At 71.6% G+C, this 17,580-nt stretch carries 16 protein-coding genes and 1 pseudogene; 4 read left to right on the forward strand and 13 right to left on the reverse strand.

The genetic code is table 11. The features are described from left to right. Positions 1–166 precede the first annotated feature (166 nt). A complete protein-coding gene (locus ACFYR3_RS02065; protein WP_328555993.1) occupies positions 167–1,519 on the reverse strand; it encodes a class II 3-deoxy-7-phosphoheptulonate synthase in 1,353 nt (450 codons plus the stop codon). Positions 1,520–1,658: 139 nt separating this feature from the next. Further along, the gene (locus ACFYR3_RS02070) at positions 1,659–2,876 is read right to left on the reverse strand and encodes a glycoside hydrolase domain-containing protein (protein WP_389281056.1); all 1,218 of its coding nucleotides are present in this window, start codon (positions 2,874–2,876) and stop codon (positions 1,659–1,661) included. Between the two features lie 151 nt (positions 2,877–3,027). Here ACFYR3_RS02070 and ACFYR3_RS02075 point away from each other — a divergent pair, with 151 nt between their 5' ends. Both ACFYR3_RS02075 and ACFYR3_RS02080 read left to right on the forward strand, forming a co-directional pair. Beyond that, entirely contained in the window at positions 3,028–3,084 is a 57-nt protein-coding gene (locus ACFYR3_RS02075) for a trp operon leader peptide (RefSeq protein ID WP_101392327.1), read from the forward strand. 109 nt (positions 3,085–3,193) lie between these two features. Continuing rightward, on the forward strand, positions 3,194–5,095 hold the full coding sequence (locus ACFYR3_RS02080) for an anthranilate synthase family protein (RefSeq protein ID WP_389281058.1): 1,902 nt from the start codon (positions 3,194–3,196) through the stop codon (positions 5,093–5,095). Here the strand turns inward: ACFYR3_RS02080 and ACFYR3_RS02085 are convergent. From ACFYR3_RS02085 to ACFYR3_RS02105, 5 genes and pseudogenes are all read right to left on the reverse strand, one after another. Next, positions 5,047–6,042 (reverse strand): 2-hydroxyacid dehydrogenase, encoded by a 996-nt coding sequence (locus ACFYR3_RS02085; RefSeq protein ID WP_389281060.1) that lies wholly within the window; start codon positions 6,040–6,042, stop codon positions 5,047–5,049. The genes ACFYR3_RS02080 and ACFYR3_RS02085 overlap by 49 nt on opposite strands. 69 nt (positions 6,043–6,111) lie before the next feature. Beyond that, positions 6,112–7,140 (reverse strand): 6-phosphofructokinase, encoded by a 1,029-nt coding sequence (locus ACFYR3_RS02090; RefSeq protein ID WP_355850499.1) that lies wholly within the window; start codon positions 7,138–7,140, stop codon positions 6,112–6,114. Between the two features lie 143 nt (positions 7,141–7,283). Then, the gene (locus ACFYR3_RS02095; RefSeq protein WP_355850535.1) at positions 7,284–7,931 is read right to left on the reverse strand and encodes a response regulator transcription factor; all 648 of its coding nucleotides are present in this window, start codon (positions 7,929–7,931) and stop codon (positions 7,284–7,286) included. A 73-nt stretch (positions 7,932–8,004) separates the two neighbouring features. Further along, positions 8,005–9,225: a MacS family sensor histidine kinase gene (gene macS, locus ACFYR3_RS02100; RefSeq protein ID WP_389281063.1), complete on the reverse strand. Its 1,221-nt coding sequence runs from the start codon at positions 9,223–9,225 to the stop codon at positions 8,005–8,007. A 261-nt stretch (positions 9,226–9,486) separates the two neighbouring features. Continuing rightward, a pseudogene (locus tag ACFYR3_RS02105) lies at positions 9,487–10,272 on the reverse strand (lysophospholipid acyltransferase family protein); the annotation flags it as partial. A 159-nt stretch (positions 10,273–10,431) separates the two neighbouring features. Between ACFYR3_RS02105 and ACFYR3_RS02110 the strand changes: the two are divergent. Together ACFYR3_RS02110 and ACFYR3_RS02115 are read left to right on the forward strand one after the other, a co-directional pair. Then, positions 10,432–11,241: an alpha/beta hydrolase gene (locus tag ACFYR3_RS02110; protein ID WP_389281065.1), complete on the forward strand. Its 810-nt coding sequence runs from the start codon at positions 10,432–10,434 to the stop codon at positions 11,239–11,241. Then, positions 11,234–12,004: a hypothetical protein gene (locus tag ACFYR3_RS02115; RefSeq protein ID WP_389281067.1), complete on the forward strand. Its 771-nt coding sequence runs from the start codon at positions 11,234–11,236 to the stop codon at positions 12,002–12,004. The genes ACFYR3_RS02110 and ACFYR3_RS02115 overlap by 8 nt, the downstream gene beginning before the upstream one ends. A gap of 67 nt (positions 12,005–12,071) precedes the next feature. Here the strand turns inward: ACFYR3_RS02115 and ACFYR3_RS02120 are convergent, their stop codons facing one another. The 6 genes from ACFYR3_RS02120 to ACFYR3_RS02145 all read right to left on the reverse strand — a co-directional run bounded on the left by ACFYR3_RS02120 (position 12,072) and on the right by ACFYR3_RS02145 (position 17,545). Beyond that, positions 12,072–12,836: an endonuclease/exonuclease/phosphatase family protein gene (locus ACFYR3_RS02120; protein ID WP_355850508.1), complete on the reverse strand. Its 765-nt coding sequence runs from the start codon at positions 12,834–12,836 to the stop codon at positions 12,072–12,074. A gap of 131 nt (positions 12,837–12,967) precedes the next feature. Next, positions 12,968–13,921 (reverse strand): ROK family glucokinase, encoded by a 954-nt coding sequence (locus ACFYR3_RS02125; protein ID WP_355850511.1) that lies wholly within the window; start codon positions 13,919–13,921, stop codon positions 12,968–12,970. 54 nt (positions 13,922–13,975) lie between these two features. Then, on the reverse strand, positions 13,976–14,461 hold the full coding sequence (locus ACFYR3_RS02130) for a DUF5304 domain-containing protein (protein WP_356783903.1): 486 nt from the start codon (positions 14,459–14,461) through the stop codon (positions 13,976–13,978). A 93-nt stretch (positions 14,462–14,554) separates the two neighbouring features. Next, positions 14,555–15,724 (reverse strand): ArsA-related P-loop ATPase, encoded by a 1,170-nt coding sequence (locus ACFYR3_RS02135; RefSeq protein ID WP_356783902.1) that lies wholly within the window; start codon positions 15,722–15,724, stop codon positions 14,555–14,557. Between the two features lie 500 nt (positions 15,725–16,224). Further along, positions 16,225–16,665 carry an SRPBCC family protein gene (locus tag ACFYR3_RS02140; protein ID WP_355850519.1) on the reverse strand — a complete coding sequence of 147 codons (441 nt, stop codon included), beginning with the start codon at positions 16,663–16,665 and terminating at the stop codon, positions 16,225–16,227. Between the two features lie 124 nt (positions 16,666–16,789). Next, positions 16,790–17,545, reverse strand: a complete 756-nt coding sequence (locus tag ACFYR3_RS02145; protein ID WP_355850541.1) for a metallophosphoesterase — start codon at positions 17,543–17,545, stop codon at positions 16,790–16,792. Positions 17,546–17,580: the final 35 nt, after the last annotated feature.

The raw sequence follows: 17,580 nt of genomic DNA on the forward strand, positions 1-17,580 counted from the left end.
TTCCCCGCCGGGTGGTTGGTGTTGTTGGGTGAGTCTGTGTGGGGTTGTTTAAAAACATACACATCCCCCAACACCCCCCCACCCCCCGGGGGGGGGGGGGGGGGTGTGGTGCCCCCCCCCCCCCCCACTTCAGGTGCCGGTAACAGACGCAGCGCCTGTTGATCTACTACTGGTCGCGGTACATCTCGGCGACGAGGAACGCCAGGTCAAGGGACTGGCTGCGGTTCAGACGGGGGTCGCAGGCCGTCTCGTAGCGCTGGTGCAGATCGTCGACGAAGATCTCGTCGCCGCCGCCCACGCACTCGGTGACATCGTCACCGGTGAGCTCGACATGGATGCCGCCCGGGTGTGTGCCGAGACCCTTGTGGACCTCGAAGAAGCCCTTGACCTCGTCGAGCACGTCGTCGAAGCGGCGGGTCTTGTGGCCCGAGGCGGCCTCGAAGGTGTTGCCGTGCATCGGGTCGGTCACCCAGGCCACGGTCGCGCCGGAGGCGGTGACCTTCTCGACCAGCTCGGGCAGCTTGTCGCGGACCTTGTCCGCGCCCATCCGCACGATGAAGGTGAGGCGGCCCGGCTCGCGGTCCGGGTCGAGGCGCTCGATGTACTGGAGCGCCTCCTCGGCCGTCGTCGTCGGGCCCAGCTTGATCCCGACCGGGTTGCGGATCTTCGACGCGAACTCGATGTGCGCGCCGTCCAGCTGGCGGGTGCGCTCACCGATCCACACCATGTGGCCCGAGACGTCGTACAGGTGGCCCGTGCGCGAGTCGACGCGGGTCAGCGCCGACTCGTAGTCGAGGAGCAGCGCCTCGTGGGAGGCGTAGAACTCGACGGTCTTGAACTCCTCCGGGTCGGTGCCGCAGGCCCGCATGAAGTTCATCGCGTTGTCGATCTCACGCGCCAGCTGCTCGTAGCGCTGACCCGACGGGGACGACTTCACGAAGTCCTGGTTCCAGGCGTGCACCTGGCGCAGGTCGGCGTAGCCGCCGGTGGTGAAGGCGCGCACCAGGTTGAGCGTGGAGGCGGACGCGTTGTACATCCGCTTCAGGCGCTCGGGGTCCGGAATGCGGGACTTCTCGTCGAAGTCGAAGCCGTTGACCGAGTCGCCCCGGTACGTCGGCAGGGTCACGCCGTCGCGGGTCTCGGTGCCCTTGGAGCGCGGCTTGGAGTACTGGCCGGCGATGCGGCCGACCTTCACCACAGGCACCGAGGCGGCGTACGTGAGGACGGCGCCCATCTGGAGCAGGGTCTTGAGCTTGTTGCGGATGTGGTCGGCCGACACGGCGTCGAAGGCCTCGGCGCAGTCGCCGCCCTGGAGAAGGAACGCCTCTCCCTTGGCGACGGACGCCATCCGGGCGCGCAGCTGGTCGCACTCGCCCGCGAAGACGAGCGGCGGATACGACTCGAGGTCCGCGATCACATCGCGCAGAGCCTCGGCATCGGGGTACTCGGGCTGCTGCGCCGCGGGCAGGTCTCGCCAGGTGTTGCCAGCGCTCGCGCTGGACTTAGCGTTCACGGTCACCCCCACAACATTACGGGGTCGTGTCGGGCGTCCATTCCCTTGCTCATCAATTGAGACGAACCGCGCTCGATCGACACCTCTCCGGGCGACGGTACGGCGCGTCGCCGGGGCCGCCCGGAGGGGGAAGACCGCTAGTCCACTAGTCCACGTCGAGGCGGTCGCGGTCGATGGAGATCTTCACACCGCCGTGGGTCTCGGTCGTGTCGCCCACGTACTGGTGGATGCGCTGGTGCTTGCCCCACAGCGTCGAGGGGATCGAGGAGTCGGACGTGCTCGACGCGCCGTTCCAGCGGGCGAAGTGGATCACGTCGGGCAGAGTGACGTCCCCCCGGTTGGCGATCAGGTCGGACACCAGGGACGAGGTGTTGCCGTACGCGCCGGAGCGGTAGCCGAGTGCGTGCAGGCGCACGGTGTAGGCGTCGAGGTAGGCGAGCACCTGGTCGGTGATCTTGCCGCCGGGCTCGTAGTGCTCCAGGTCGTTGTAGATCACCGTGCCCTTGCCGAAGCCCAGCGCGGCGGCCTGCTTGACCGCGTCGTCGGCCGCCGCGGTGCCCTGCGGCACCGGGCTGGTGATGGCCGAGCAGCCGCCACCGCAGCTGCCGCCGTCGGCGGAGGGCTGCCGGCCGACGTACAGCGGGAAGAACCGCCAGCCGTGCGTGTACTGCGTCCGCACCCAGTCCGCGGTGAGGTGCTGCTGGGCGCAGGCGCGGTTGAGGCCGCCGATGTAGACGCCGATGGCACCGTACGGGGAGTCGTCGCGCCAGGCGTCCATCGCCGACTGGCTCGGGGCGGTGCAGGCGTCGAAGCCCTCGCCCCGGTAGGAGGTCGCGTCGGTCGGCAGCGCGGCCGCCGCGGGCCGCTCCGCGGGCTCCTCGAGCCGTGCGGCGGCCACGGGCAGTCCGGCGCTGCGCAGGACGTCCTGGATGCGGGTGCGGTCGTATCCGTAGGCGGCGGTGACGGCGATGCGGTCGCCGGTGGCCCGGTAGGTGCGGGCCGTGGGGTTCTCGGTGACGGTCCGGTCGGCGGTGGGAGCGGGCTGGACGAGCAGTGCCTCGGTACGTCCACTGGCCCTGGCCGGGCAGTTCTGGTCGCTGCCGGGCGTGCCGAGGTAGACGGCGTGCCGGTCGAAGCGGACGCAGGTGTCCGGATGTTTCTTCAGGTCCACGATCTGCCAGGAGGCGGGAACGGTGAAGATGTGGCCGCGGTAGGCGACCTGGGTCAGGTCCTCGGAGTCGCTCGGGCGCGGGGCCGAGCTCGCGGGGCCGAGCGGCCCGGCGGCGAGGGCGGCCGCCGCTAGGAGCACGGTCAGGGCGCGGGCGCCGGTCCGGCGGGTCTGGGGCGAACGGGCTGCGTGCATGGCTCTCGTTTCCACGGTGGGTTCGGACTGTCCGGCCGTCCGCGGCCGGTGATCTGTCTGGCCATCCATGGCCGGTGACCGGGCGGTCGGAACGCCATGCGGGGACGGTTCACGCTGTTGCGCACCCCTCACGTCGGGTAATGTGCGGCGCATGTTCGCGCATTCGAACCAGAACTGGTGGTGGACCGCACATCCGGCGGCCCACTGACTGCGCGTAGACAAGACTTCGCGAAGGCCGCCCGAGGGGCGGCCTTCGGTGTTTGCGGACCCGGGTCGTTCCTCTCCGAGATGCACGATTCGAGAGAAGGACCGCACCGATGAATCTGCTCGACCTGCTGGACGATCCCCGTCCCTTCGCCCTCCTGCGCCGCCGGACTCCGGGCCGCGACCACGATGTGGTGGAACTGCTGCTGGGGCCGGTGCGCGAGGTGGAGCGCCTCGCCGACATTCCCGACGAGGGCCTCGCGCTGATCCCGTTCCGGCAGATCCGGGAGCGCGGCTTCGACGTCCGTGACGACGGCACCCCGCTTTCGGTGCTCGTTCCCGAGGAGCGTCACGAACTGCCGCTCGGACAGGCGCTGGAGCAACTGCCGGCGCACGACGTCCGGGTCGAGGGCGGCGGCTTCGACGTCGGCGACGAGGAGTACTCCGGGATCGTCGAACGGGTGCTGCGCGAGGAGATCGGGCGCGGCGAGGGCGCCAACTTCGTTATCCGGCGGACCTACGAGGGACGGATCCCGGGGTTCGGACGGGCCGACGCCCTGGCGCTGTTCCGCCGGCTGCTGATCGGCGAGCGGGGCGCGTACTGGACGTTCGTCGTGCACACCGGGGAGCGGACGCTGGTCGGGGCGAGCCCGGAGGTGCATGTCCGGATGTCCGCCGGGACGGTCGTGATGAACCCGATCAGCGGCACGTACCGCTATCCGGCCGGGGGGCCGACCCCCGAGGACCTGCTCGCGTTCCTCGCCGACGGCAAGGAGATCGAGGAGCTCTCGATGGTCGTCGACGAGGAGCTCAAGATGATGTGCACGGTCGGTGACATGGGCGGGGTGGTGATCGGGCCGCGGCTCAAGGAGATGGCCCATCTCGCGCACACCGAGTACGAGTTGCGGGGCCGTTCCTCGCTGGACGTACGGGACGTGCTGCGGGAGACCATGTTCGCGGCGACCGTCACCGGCTCGCCGGTCCAGAACGCCTGCCGGGTCATCGAGCGCCATGAGGTCGGCGGGCGCGGCTACTACGCGGGCGCGCTGGCGCTGGTCGGACGGCAGCCGGGGGACGGGCCGGACCCAGAGGCCGGGGCGCAGACCCTCGACTCCCCGATCCTCATCCGGACCGCCGACATCGACGCGGCCGGCCGGCTGCGAGTGCCGGTCGGCGCCACCCTCGTACGGGGATCGGATCCGGCGGGCGAGGTCGCCGAGACACATGCCAAGGCGGCGGGTGTGCTGGCGGCGCTGGGGGTGCGGCCCGGCAGGCCGCGCCCGGACGGCGTACGGCCGAAGCTGGGCGACGATCCACGGGTGCGGGCGTCGCTCGACGGGCGGCGGGCCTCGCTGGCGCCGTTCTGGCTGCGGATGCAGGAGCGTTCCCGGGAACTCGCCGGGCACGCGCTGGTCGTGGACGCCGAGGACACCTTCACCGCGATGCTGGCGCATCTGCTGCGGTCCTCCGGACTCGACGTGACCGTGCGCCGCTACGACGGGCCGGGGCTGCGCGAGGCGGTCCTCGCGCACGAGGGGCCGGTGGTCCTCGGCCCCGGTCCCGGGGACCCCTCCGATCCGGCGGACCCCAAGATGCGCTTCCTGCGGGCGCTCACCGCCGAGGTGCTCCGGGGGCACCGGCACGGCGTCCTCGGTGTCTGCCTCGGGCACGAGCTGATCGCGGCCGAGCTGGGGCTGGAGATCGTCCGCAAGGACGTCCCGTTCCAGGGCGCGCAGACCCGCATCGACCTGTTCGGGCGGGCCGAGACCGTCGGCTTCTACAACAGCTTCGCGGCGCGCTGCGACGACGAGGCGCTGGCGGAGCTGTCCGCGCACGGCGTCGAGGTCAGCCGGGCCGCGAACGGCGAGGTGCACGCGCTGCGCGGCCCCGGCTTCGCGGGCGTGCAGTTCCACCCGGAGTCGGTGCTGACGCTGAACGGCGCGGCGGTCGTACGGGAGCTGGCGGGTCAGCTGCGGGGCACCAGCACGTTCTCCGAGCGGCGGCCCTCGGTGTAGTCGAGGACGTTCCTGACGGTGGCGTCGACGATCTGGCCCACGGCGTCGCCGGTGTAGTACGCCTGGTGCGAGGTGACCAGGACGTTCGGGAAGGTGACCAGGCGGGCCAGGGTGTCGTCCTCGACGGTTTCGAGGGACTTGTCGAGGAAGAACAGCCCGGCCTCCGCCTCGTACACGTCGAGGCCGACGCCCGTGAAGCGGCCCTCGCGCAGCTGGGCGACGAGGGCCTGGCTGTCGATCAGACCACCGCGGCTGGAGTTCACCAGGATCGCGTCGTCCTTCATCGCGCGCAGGGCGTCCGCGTCGATGAGGTGCTGGGTCCCCGGCATCAGCGGGACGTGCAGGGTGACCAGGTCGGACTCGGCGAGGAGGCGCTCCTTGGAGACGTAGTTCATGCCGAGTTCGACGCAGGCCGGGTTCTCGGTGATGTCCCAGCCGAGGAGGTTCATGCCGAAGCCGTGGGCGATCCGGGTGAAGGCCTCGCCGATCTTTCCGGTGCCGATGACGCCCGCGGTGCGGCCGTGCATGTCACGGCCCATCAGTCCGTCCAGGCGGAAGTCGAAGTCTCGGGTGCGGTTGGCGGCGCGCACGATACGGCGGTTGACGGCCATGCCGAGGGTCCAGGCGAACTCGGCGACCGAGTAGGGCGAGTAGTACGAGACCCGGGCGACCGTCATGCCGAGGCGCTCGGCGACCTCGAGGTCGATGTTGTTGAACCCGGTGGAGCGCTGGGCGACGAGCTGGGTGCCGCCGGTCGCCAGGGTCTGCAGAACGCGGTGTCCCAGGCCGCAGTTGACGCTGGTGGAGACGGCCTCGTAGCCGGCCGCGATGGGCGCGGTGTCCTCGGTGAGGAAGACGCCGAGGCAGCGGACCTCGTGGCGTCCCGCGAAGGCCTTCTCGATCAAGGGCTTCTCGTCGGACTGGACGCCGAAAGCCAGAATCTCCACCGGTTTCTCCCGTTCTGGGGTATGGGCCGGACATACGACCCATACCCCGGAGCCGCGGAGGAGCCGCCGTCAGCCGAAGAAGACCCCGACCTCTTCGTACAGCTTGGGGTCGACCGTCTTCAGCTTGGCGGTGGCCTCCGAGATCGGAACGCGGACGATGTCCGTGCCGCGCAGGGCCACCATCTTGCCGAAGTCGCCGTCCCGGACGGCCTCGATGGCGTGCAGGCCGAAGCGGGTGGCGAGCCAGCGGTCGAAGGCGCTGGGCGTCCCGCCGCGCTGGACGTGCCCGAGGACCGTGGTGCGGGCCTCCTTGCCGGTGCGCCGCTCGATCTCCTTGGCCAGCCACTCGCCGACGCCGGAGAGCCGGACATGCCCGAAGGAGTCCAGGGTGCCGTCCTTGAGGACCATGTCGCCGTCCTTGGGCATGGCACCCTCGGCGACGACCACGATCGGCGCGTACGACGCCTTGAAGCGCGAGGTCACCCAGGCGCAGACCTGCTCGACGTCGAAGCGCTGCTCGGGAATGAGGATGACGTTCGCGCCGCCGGCCAGGCCCGAATGGATGGCGATCCAGCCCGCGTGGCGGCCCATCACCTCGCAGACGAGGACGCGCATATGCGATTCGGCGGTGGTGTGCAGGCGGTCGATGGCCTCGGTCGCGATGTTGACCGCCGTGTCGAAGCCGAAGGTGTAGTCGGTGGCGGAGAGGTCGTTGTCGATGGTCTTCGGTACGCCGATGACGCGGATGCCGTACTCGTCGCCCAGTCGCGCGGCGACGCCCAGGGTGTCCTCGCCGCCGATCGCGACGAGGGCGTCGACCTCCTGCTTGGCGAGGTTCTCCTTGATCCGGCGGATGCCGTTCTCGTGCTTGAGGGGGTTGGTGCGCGAGGATCCGAGGATGGTGCCGCCGCGCGGCAGGATCCCGCGCACGGCGGGGATGTCGAGCTGTACGGTGTCGCCTTCGAGCGGCCCCCGCCAGCCGTCCCGGTAACCGACGAAGTCATAGCCGTACTCCTGCACGCCCTTGCGGACGATGCCCCGGATGACGGCGTTGAGCCCGGGGCAGTCGCCGCCTCCGGTCAGTACTCCGACCCGCATGGAAAGTCCCTTCGCCATGGGTGGCTGTCGGACTCACGCTAATAGTGATCCAGGTCACTTCGGCATGGTGCGGATGGTCTATTCCGGTGAATTGTCGGCCAGTTGATCAACGCAGATCACCCGAAGGGGGGCCACTGTCCGGGTCAGGCCTCGTCCAGCCCGCGCTCTATGGCGTAGCGGACCAGCTCGACGCGGTTGTGCAACTGGAGCTTGCCCAGGGTGTTCTGCACATGGTTCTGGACGGTGCGGTGGGAGATGACCAGGCGCTCGGCGATCTGCTTGTAGCTCAGGCCCTTGGCGACGAGGCGGAGCACCTCGGTCTCACGGTCGGTCAGCTGCGGGGCCCTCGGCTCGCCGGCGCCCGTGGCGGTGACCGGCTCCGAGGCCAGCCGGCGGTACTCGCCGAGGACCAGGCCCGCGAGGCCCGGTGTGAACACCGGGTCGCCGACGGCCGTCCGGCGCACCGCGTCGGTCAGCTCCTCCGCGGACGCCGACTTCAGGAGGTAGCCGGTCGCGCCGGACTTCACCGCCTCCAGCACGTCGGCGTGCTCGCCGCTGGCCGACAGGACCAGAACGCGCAGGGCCGGATTGGCGCCGACCAGTTCCTTGCAGACCTGGACACCGGGCTTGGCGGGCAGGTTCAGATCGAGGACGAGGACGTCGGGCGCCGCCGCCAGGGCGCGGCGCACGGCCTGTTCGCCGTCGCCCGCCGTGGCGACCACGTCGAACCCGGCGGCCGCCAGGTCACGGGCCACGGCGTCGCGCCACATGGGGTGGTCGTCCACCACCATGACCCTGATGGGGTCCTCGCCCGCCCGCGGCTCCGCCGCCGTCCCGCCCGTCATCGCCGTACCGTCGCCTTCGTCATCGCGTCTTCGCCTTCCCCCGCACGTCCTTCGGCACCTTCAGCTCGACCTCCGTGCCCTGCCCCGGGACCGAGATCAGCTCGGCCGCGCCGCCCAGCTCGCGCAGCCTGCCGCGGATCGACAGCGCCACCCCGAGCCGCCCCTCGCCCTCGGCCTGGGCGAGCCGCCCCTCCGGGATGCCGGGGCCGTCGTCGCGCACCGTCACGATCACCTCGTCGGGTTCGTCCTCGACCAGGATCCAGGCACGGGCGTCCGCGCCCACGTGCTTGCGGACATTGTCCAGGGCGGCACCGACGGCAGCGGCCAGTTCCCGCGCCACGGGCGTGTCGAGCGGCACCGGCGCGCCGGGCTCGGAGAGGGTCACGCGCGCGGTGGCGTACGGGGCGAGCAGGGCGCGCAGGTCGACGGGGCCCGCGGGATCCTCGTCGGGTTCGTCGACGGCCAGCACGACCGCGCCGAGCGCGGCGTCCTCCGACACCCGTGAGACGGGCACCAGACCGCCCGACACCAGCGTGCGCAGCGCGGCCTCCTGCTCACCTGCCATCCTGCCGAGTTCCGCGGCCTCGCCGCCGAGCGCGCTGCCACGCCGCTGCACCATGGCGAGGACCTGGAGCACGCCGTCGTGGATGTCCCGGGCGAGCCGCTCGCGTTCGCGGGTGGCGGCCTCGATCTCCAGGGCGCGGGCGAGGGTGCGCTCGGAGGCGCGGGCGACCTCTACGACGTAGCCGATGGCGATGGAGGCGACCCAGACGAGGATCACGTTGTGCACGGTGTCCCGGGCGAGGCGCTCGCGTTCGATGAGGTTGGCCGCGGCGACGAGCGTGGAGGCGAAGGCCGCCCACCGCCAGCCGCCCTTGATCGCGAAGGCGAGGACGGCGCCCGCCGTCCATATCGACGGCAGCGTCGGGCCGCCCGAGTCGATGCGCGAGGCCGAGTCGGCGACGCGGGTGAGCATGATGCCGGCCAGCGCGATCGTGAGGTCGGCGGCGAGGAACCGCTTGGTGCAGTTGGCCGCGCCGGAGACCCTGCGGAGTGTGGCCAGCGTCCAGACGAGCAGGAACGCGAAGAACGCGACGGCCACCCAGGGGCGGGCGAACGTGTCGTACGCGGTGGCGAAGAGCCCGATCGCGTACAGCACGGTCAGCACCCGGTACCCGGCCAGTGCACGCCACAGCGGCTGCTCGACCGACATCCTCATGACTCTCTCGCGCTTGGCCATGCCCCCCACCCCACACTGCCGACGTCCCTACGGACGCTTCTAGGAGCCGGACCGTTGCCTGTCGGTCGGTTCGGCTTCCCCGGCGGCCTGCCGGCCGGTCGACGGATCGGCCTGTTCCCCGACCCGCCCCTCGACGGCCTGCTCCTCGTTCTGCTCCTCGGCCGCCTGCTCCTCGGCCGGCTCCTCGGCCTGCTCCTCGTCCAGCTCCTCGTCCAGCTCTTCGGCCTGTTCCTCGTCTTGCCCCTCGGCCTGTTCCTCGTCCTGGTCCTCGGCCGCCTGCTCCGCGGCCAGCTCTTCGGCCCGCTCCTTGGCCGCCTGCTTCTCGGCCTGGGCGAGTGCCGCCCTGGCCGCCTTCTCCGCGTCCTTCTCGGCCTTCGCCGCATCCGCGATCTGCCGCTTGGCGGCCGTCGCGTACATGTCGACGTACTCCTGGCCGGAGAGCTTCATGATTTCGTACATGACCTCGTCGGTCACCGCGCGGAGCACGAACCGGTCGTGCTCCATTCCGCTGTACCGGCTGAAGTCCAGCGGCTTGCCGATGCGGATGCCCGGACGCATCAGCTTGGGCATCACCTTGCCCGGCGGCTGGATCTTCTCGGTGTCGATCATCGCGACGGGGATGACGGGCGCGCCGGTGGCGAGGGCCACGCGCGCGAGGCCACCGGGCTTGCCCCGGTAGAGGCGGCCGTCGGGCGAGCGCGTGCCCTCCGGGTAGATGCCGAACAGTTCGCCGCGCTCGATCACGTCTATGCCGCTCTTGATGGCCGCCTCGCCCGCACCGCGCGCGCCGGAGCGGTCAACCGGGAGCTGGCCGACACCCTTGAAGAAGGCGGCGGTCATCCGGCCCTTGATGCCCGGGGTCGTGAAGTACTCGGCCTTCGCGATGAAGGTCACCTTGCGGTCGAGGACCGCCGGCAGGAAGAACGAGTCCGAGAACGACAGGTGATTGCTCGCCAGAATGGCCGGGCCCTCGGCGGGGATGTTCTCGAGGCCTTCCACCCAGGGCCTGAAGGCGAGCTTCAGCGGCCCTCCGATGGAAAACTTCATTGCGCCGTAGATCACCCGAGTGCCTCCTGTGTCGTAGATCAGACCTTAACCCGGAGCACCGCCAAAGGACCCGACGACCCTGGTCGGTGTCAGTACGGTCGCGTACGGTGAAGCACACCTGGAGTCGTTTTCCGCCCAACTCATGAACAGGAGACCGAGGTGCCGGTCCTTCCTGGAGCCGAGCCGTTCCGCCACGAGGGCGGAGAGGTCGGCGTCCTTCTCTGCCACGGTTTCACCGGCTCCCCTCAGTCACTGCGCCCCTGGGCGGAGTATCTCGCCGAGCGCGGTCTGACTGTCGCGCTGCCCCTGCTGCCGGGACACGGCACCCGCTGGGAGGACATGCAGCTCACCGGCTGGCAGGACTGGTACGCCGAGGTCGACCGCGAGCTGCGTGCCCTGCGCGAGAACTGCACCCAGGTCTTCGTCCTCGGGCTCTCGATGGGCGGCGCGCTGGCCCTGCGCCTCGCCGCCAAGCACGGCGACGAGATCAGCGGCGTCGTGGTCGTCAACCCGCTGAACAAGGTGCAGGGCCTCGCCGCGCACGCCCTGCCCGTGCTCCGTCACCTTGTTCCGTCCGTCAGGGGCATCGCGAGCGACATCGCGAAGGAGGGCTCCGTAGAGCTCGGCTACGACCGGGTGCCGCTGCACGCCGCGCACTCGATGCGGCAGCTGTGCGGTGTCGTGGACGCGGAGTTGCCGCAGGTCACCCAGCCGCTCCTGCTGCTGCACAGTCTCCAGGACCACGTGGTCTCCCCCGCCGACTCGGCGCGCGTCCTCGGCCGGGTGTCGTCCACGGACGTGACGGAGATCGTGCTGGAACAGAGCTACCACGTCGCGACGTTGGACCACGACGCGGACCGGATCTTCGAGGAGAGCTACTCCTTCGTCACCCGGCTCGCGCCCGGTGCCGGCAAGGAGGCCGACGCGGGTCAGGTGGGTCGGCAGGAAGGGACGGCAGCCGGTGGCTGAGCACGACGCGGACCGCGGCGATTCCGAGGAGAAGGGCGTACCCGTGGGCGAGCCGCGCGACGGGACTCTCGGCGAGGGACTCGGCGACGCGCTCGGAGAGTCCGCGGGGGACCCGCTCGGAGAGTCGCCCGGTGATGCCCGCGGGGAGTCTCCCGGCGACGGGCAGAGCGTGCCCTTCGACGAGGACGCCGCCTGGCAGTCGATCGTCGAGGGATACGGCGAGGAGCCGCCGGACCCGCCCGGCTCACGGCCGTACCGGTCGGTGGAGGACCTGGCCCTCCCCGAGCCCGGGACGGACGCGGGACCCGAGGCCGGCGGCAAGAGCGCCGGGGACGGCACGGGCGAGGGCGACGACGCCCCGGCTCCGGGGGCCACGCCCGAGCCGGAGGCCTCCTCCGACCGGCCCTCCGCCGCCAAACCCCTCGGCAGCTCGATCGCCTTCGCGCCCGGTGTCGGCGGCCCGCGGGACTACCGCGCGCCCGAGCCGGCCGAGGACGACTTCGACGAGGACGACGAGGGCCATTTCGTACCGCCCGAGCCGCCTCCGCTGCCGGCCGCGGACACGACCGCCAAGTTCGCCTGGCTCGGTGTGCTCGGCGGACCCGCCCTGCTCCTGCTGGCTGTCCTGCTCAGCTGGGACATGACCTGGTGGCTCACCACCCTCGGCATCGGCGGTTTCCTCGGCGGTTTCGCCACCCTGGTGACCCGCATGAAGGGCGACGACGAGGACCTCGACGACCCGGGGCGCGGCGCGGTGGTCTGACCCACCCCCAGGACGCGGGCACTCGGGACGCGGGCACTCCAGTCGCGAGCACTTGGGACGCGAGCATTCAGGACGCGGGCACTTTGAGGGCGGCCAGCACGGGCAGGTGGTCCGTGGCCGCCCTCAGGTCTGTCCCGGTCACGCCGGTGAGGTCGAGCGGCACCCCGCAGCCGAGGACCTCGATGCCGGGCGTGGCGAAGATCGCGTCGATGCGCCGGTCGGGTCCCGCGAACGTCCAGGTGTGCTCCCCGCCCCAGGGACGGGTCGTCCAGCCGTCCTGGAGCGTGCCCGCGAGACGGCGGAACGTGGGTCCCGTCGGGCGTTCGTTGAGGTCGCCGCCCGCGACGGCGTGCGGGGTACCGAGACCGGCGAGACGGTCCAGGAGCATGCCGCTCTGCTGATAGCGCTCGTCCTTCTGGAGCGACAGATGGCAGCTCAGTACGCCGAGCCGGGCGCCCCCGAACCGGACTACCGCCGTGGCGAAGCCGCGACGGTGCAGGCCCGGGGTGAGCGGCAGCAGCACGTCCTCGGTGCGCTCCACGGTGGCCCGCAGGGTGCACAGCAGCGCGGGGCCGGAGGCGGTGGCACCGCCGGACAGGACGACCAGGCCGGAGGCGGCGGCGAGACGCGCGAGCTTCTTGCGCCAGCGGAAGAAGCGCGGCGCCTCCTGGACCAGGACGAGGTCAGGTGCGCAGGCGCTGATCACACGGGCGAGCGCGGCGGTGTCGTCGCGCATCGAGCGGATGTTGTAGCTGAGCACGCGGATGACGGCCGAACCGTCGGATTCGGTACGGGACGCGGGCAGCGGACTGGCGGAGGGGCTGGTCGGCATGGCGATCAAGATACGCGCTGAGAGCCTCCCGGAAGGGGTGAAAGCCCCAGCGCGGCCGGCCCGGGATACGGCGGCGCCCGCCGTCCCGTGGAGGTGCGGCGGGCGCTGCCGTGCGACAGGATGTGCGGGCGCTACATGATCGGGTCGGGTTCCCGGGCCAGGTCCGCCGCTCCGACGAGACCCGCCTTGTTGCCCAGCTGGGCGGCGATCACATCGGCGACCGGGCGCCAGTTGCCGCCGACCAGCCAGCGCTTGTACGAGTTGCGGATCGGGTCGAGGACCAGCTCGCCCTCGTCCGAGAGGCCGCCGCCGACGATGAAGGCGGACGGGTCGAAGAGCGAGGCGAGGTCGGCCAGACCCGCACCGGCCCAGCGGGCCAGCTCGCGGTAGGAGTCCACCGCGACATGGTCGCCCTGGCGGGCGGCCATGGAGATGTGCTTGCCCTCGATGCCGTCCGGGGTGCCGTCACCGAGGCCCAGCAGGATCTCCGCGGCTTCCGGGGTCGCGTTCGCCCGCTGCTTCGCGTAGCGGACGAGGGCGCGCCCGGAGGCGTACTGCTCCCAGCAGCCCTGCGAGCCGCAGCCGCACAGCAGACCGTCCGGCACCATCCGGATGTGGCCGAACTCGGCGGCCACGCCGAAGTGCCCGCGGCGCAGCTTGTTGCCGATGATGATGCCGCCGCCGAGGCCCGTGCCCAGGGTGATGCAGATGACGTTGCGGTGGCCCTTGCCGGCGCCGAACTTGTATTCGCCCCAGGCGGCCGCGTTCGCGTCGTTCTCCACGACGACCGGCAGACCGACACGCTGCTCGACCTCAGCCTTGAGCGGCTCGTTGCGCCAGTCGATGTTCGGCGCGAAATACACCGTCGAGCGCTGGCGGTTCACGTATCCGGCGGCACCGATACCGACACCCACGATGTCGTGACCGGCGCGCGCGCCCTCCACGGCCGAGGCGATGGCGTCAATAATGGCCTGCGGCGTGGTCGGGGTCGGCACCTTGTGGGTCGAGAGAATGTTGCCTTCCTCGTCGACCACACCGGCCGCGATCTTCGTGCCGCCGATATCGACGCCGATGGTGAGTCCCATGAATCCCTCAGTTTCGGTCGAGCCCCGCTACGGCCAACCGTACCCGAGGGGCGATTAGTCCAAGTCGATGTGTTCGCCCGGACCGGACTCGTCGTCGCGGGATCCGGTGCCCCGGGCGGTCCAGCGGCGCTCCTGGTTCTCGACGGCCGAACGGTAGGCGGCGAGCAGTTCGGAGCCCGCGGCCGCGAGGTGGTCGAAGACGTCGGGGTTGCGCTCCAGCACCGGTTCCACGGCGGCCTTGGCCTGCTGCACCACCTGGTTGACCAGTTGCTGGGCGGTTCCGGAGGCGACCGCGCCGAACAGCGGCGACTGGAGCCCGGAGAGCTTGTCGGCGACGGCGTCGACGAGTTTGCGCAGTTCCTCGGCGGCCGAGCCGGGCGGCGGGCCGTGCTGGGCGCGGCGACGGGCCTTCTCCGCGGCGAGGTCCTCCTCGCAGGCCGTCGCCCAGGCGTCGGCGTCGGTGGCGTGCGCTTCTTCGACGCGCACCTCGTCGGCCGTCTCCTCCTGAGCGGCGTCGGATGTGGGGCGCTCTTCGCTCATGGCGGGACTCCTGCCTACTTTTATCGTGCCTTCGACGTTACCCGAACGGGGGTACCCCGTTCACCGTGTCCGGTGCCCCGGATCACGGCACGGTCACTTCTCGCGCGGCCACAGCCCGGGATCGGGCGTGAAGCGGACGCGCAGCTCGCCCTCGCGCAGTGCGGCGCCCGCCACCGAGCAGCGGCGCAGAGCGGAGGGGAGCGGAACGATCCGGTGGAACTGGCCGACGGTGACGACGAGTTCGTCGCCGCGCCGGATGAGGTCGAGTTCGTCGCGTATCGCGCCGGGCAGCGGGATGTGCCAGACGAGCACGCCGTCGTCGGCGAGGTGATCGGTGACGGGCCACTCGACGGGGGTGGGCGCGGTGTTGACGCCGGGCACGGGGAGCGCGGCGAGGTCGTCGGTGCCGCGCGGGTCGTGGCCGCGGTGCGGGACCTGGTGGACCTCGTACGTCTCCTGCCACTCGTCCAGGGCCTTGCGCTGCTGGGCCGCGAGGGCCCCCAGCCAGGCGTCGTTGGTGGCGCCGGGCAGCACCCGGTTGGCGACCAGGCCGTCGACGGGCAGGCCGCGCAGGGCGAGGGCGGTGGCAGCGGTGCGGACGGCGTCGGCGCCGGCCGGTCCGGGCTCGGCGACCAGTCGTACGGTCGTGGCGCGGTCCTCGACGACGGCCTGCACGGCGGCCAGCTCGACGTCCCAGCGCCCTGCCGTCTCGTACAGCCACTCGGCGGGCATGGGCACGCCCGCGAGGCGGCCGAGGACGGGGCGCAGGGCACGGGCCGCCTGGCGCTCCGGCGGGAGCAGGCGGCGCAGATAGCGGCGGAGCTCCTCGGGCAGGGCGAGGAGGGCGAGGGCCTGGGGGGCCGGCGGAAGGTCCACGACGAGCAGGCCGTACGCCTCCGACAGCGCGGCGTCCCGCAGGGCGCGCAGCAGGGCGAGTTCCTCGGCGCCGGGGAGCGGGGTGACTTCCTCGGCGTCCAGCCGGGAGGCGCCGAGCAGGTCGAGGGCGGTGGTGGCCCGCCGCTGGAAGGCGGTGAGGTCGTCGCGGAAGCGGGCGGCGGCGTCGGGTCGCCAGGCGGTGAGGCCGGGGGCGACCTCGACGGGGTCCGGGCCGGTGGGGACGCCGAGGACGGCACCGAGGGTGTCGGTGCGGTCGGCGGTGAGCACCAGGGTGCGGGTGCCTTCCCCCGCCGCCTTCAGCGCGGTGGCCGCGGCGACGGTGGTACGGCCGGTGCCGCCTTGGCCGGTGATCAGGATGGTGCGCATGGGGGTGAACGCTACCGGTGCGGTGGCCTCGGCGGTTTTCGGGTTCCGGTCCGGTGGGTGGGTCGGGGCCGCGCCGGTACATCCGCCCGCATCCGGACGGATCCCGGCGGCGTCGCGAAGTGAGCGCGGGTGGTGATCCGTCCGGCCTGCGGGTATTTGATGCACCGGCACGTCCCCTCACGCCGGATCCCGGCTGCGGGTGCGTCGTGGTGGCCCGTCCGCATTTCAGCCCCGGCCGGGGGCAGTCTTCAGCCCTTCCGGCGTTTGAGGAGCGGGGTCCGGGGCGGAGCCCCGGGTACGGGAAGGGCAGGGGCGGAGGGGGCGAGGAAGGGGTGGGCCGCGCCACGGAAGGGGTGGGCCGCGCCACGGAGGGGGTGGCCCTGCCGACGTGCGGGGTGTGGTTCCGGGGGCTGGGCAAAGTGACGCCCCGGGGTGTGGGGCGTGCTCCGAGAGCCGGGCGCAACGGTGCCCCGGGGTGTGGGGCGGGCGCCCGTGGGTGGCTAGACCGTTTCCTCGACGCGCTTCTTCAGGCCGGCCAGGGCACGGTCGATGATGACCTTCTCGGCCTTGCGCTTGATCATGCCGAGCATGGGGATCTTGACGTCGACGGTCAGCCGGTAGGTGACCTCGGTGGCGCCGTCGCCCGTGGGCTTGAGGAGGTACGAGCCGTCCAGGGAACGGAGCATCTGGGACTTGACCAGGGTCCAGGAGACCTCGTGGTCGCCGGTCCAGGTGTAGCCGAGGGTCTGGTCGTCCTTGATGGCGCCGGCGTCCATGACGAGGCGGACCTGTTCGGCGCGGCCCCGCTCGTCCGTCCCGAGGACCTCCGCCTCCTTCACCTCACCCGTCCAGTCCGGGTAGCGGGCGAAGTCGGCGATCACCGCCATGACATCAGCCGGTGCCGCCTCGATCGTGATGCTCGAACTGGTGTGTTCCGCCATCGCGGTGGCTCCTCCAGATGAGGTCCGGTGAGGGAGGGTGGTGCGCACGTGTGTGCAGCGTGAAGGCTACCGCGCACGGCTGCTGGCGCCGTCACCCCACCCGGCGTTCACCACGGCCTCCGGCTCACCACTCCAGCGCCCAGGGCCGGCCCGACCCGGCGAAGTGCCCCACATTCACGCATTCCGTCGCCCCGACGCGCATCCGGCGGACGAGGGGCTGGTGGACGTGGCCGAAGAGCGCGTAACGGGGGCGCGTACGCCGGATCGCGTCCAGCAGGGCACGGGAGCCGCGCTCGAAGCGGCGCGCCACGGTGTCGTACACCAGCTCCGGCACCTCCGGCGGAATGTGCGTGCACAGCACGTCGACCTCGCCGACCGCCTCGATCTTGGCCGCGTACTCCTCGTCGCTGATCTCGTACGGGGTCCGCATCGGTGTCCGCAGCCCCCCGCCGACGAACCCGAAGACGCGGCCGCCGATCTCGACCCGCTCGCCGTCGAGGACGGTGGTGCCGGGCCCGGCGTACTCCGGCCACAGGGTCGGCATGTCGACATTGCCGTAGGTCGCGTACGTCGGTGTCGGGAACGCGGCGAACATCTCGGCGTACTGCTTGCGCACCGCCTTCTCGATCGCGGCGGCCCGGTCCGTGCCGATGCCTCCCCACAGCCGGGCGCCGAACGCGCGCGCCTCCTCGAAGCGGCGGGCGGTGCGCAGCTCGACGATGCGGTCGGCGTTCTCCACGCCGAACAGGTCCGGGAAGATGCCGCGCGCATGGTCGGCGTAGTCGAGGAAGAGGACCAGGTCACCGAGGCAGATCAGGGCGTCGGCGCCGTCGCCCGCTCGGGCCAGGTCCCGGGCGTTGCCGTGCACGTCACTGACCACATGAATGCGCGTCCTCGGACGGCCGACCGGTGTGA

Source organism: Streptomyces sp. NPDC005784 (assembly GCF_042871525.1).
GTDB lineage: Bacteria > Actinomycetota > Actinomycetes > Streptomycetales > Streptomycetaceae > Streptomyces.